This window comes from Nocardioides malaquae (assembly GCF_015070385.1).
GTDB classification, from domain to species: domain Bacteria; phylum Actinomycetota; class Actinomycetes; order Propionibacteriales; family Nocardioidaceae; genus Nocardioides; species Nocardioides malaquae.
The window spans coordinates 1-258 of sequence record NZ_JADCSA010000658.1 but is presented as its reverse complement, the minus strand read 5'-3'; the positions used below and the strand labels follow the sequence as shown (position 1 = coordinate 258).

The window sequence follows — 258 nt, the reverse complement described above, 5'->3', positions numbered from 1 at the left end:
TGAAGATGAAAGTAAACGTTATGGTTGGAAAGCCATAAAAAACAAGGATTCGGTTCAAAATTATGGCACAGCCTATTGGATAGGGCAAGATAAAAAAGCTATTAATAACCTTGAAGGTGACGACTCCAAAATTATCATGGATCGGCTTATCCCGTTCATAGAAAAAGCACATCAAAATTCGATACCATTTTTCTCCACAGTATGGCTGCATACACCACATCTTCCTGTGGTAAGTGATAGTTTACACCGGAGTAAGTA

At 38.0% G+C, this 258-nt stretch carries 1 protein-coding gene; it reads left to right on the top strand.

Annotation, left to right across the window (positions count from 1 at the left end; translation table 11 throughout):
• A partial coding sequence (locus IEQ44_RS18700; RefSeq protein ID WP_227487670.1) for a hypothetical protein occupies positions 1 to 258 on the top strand: 258 nt, incomplete at both ends.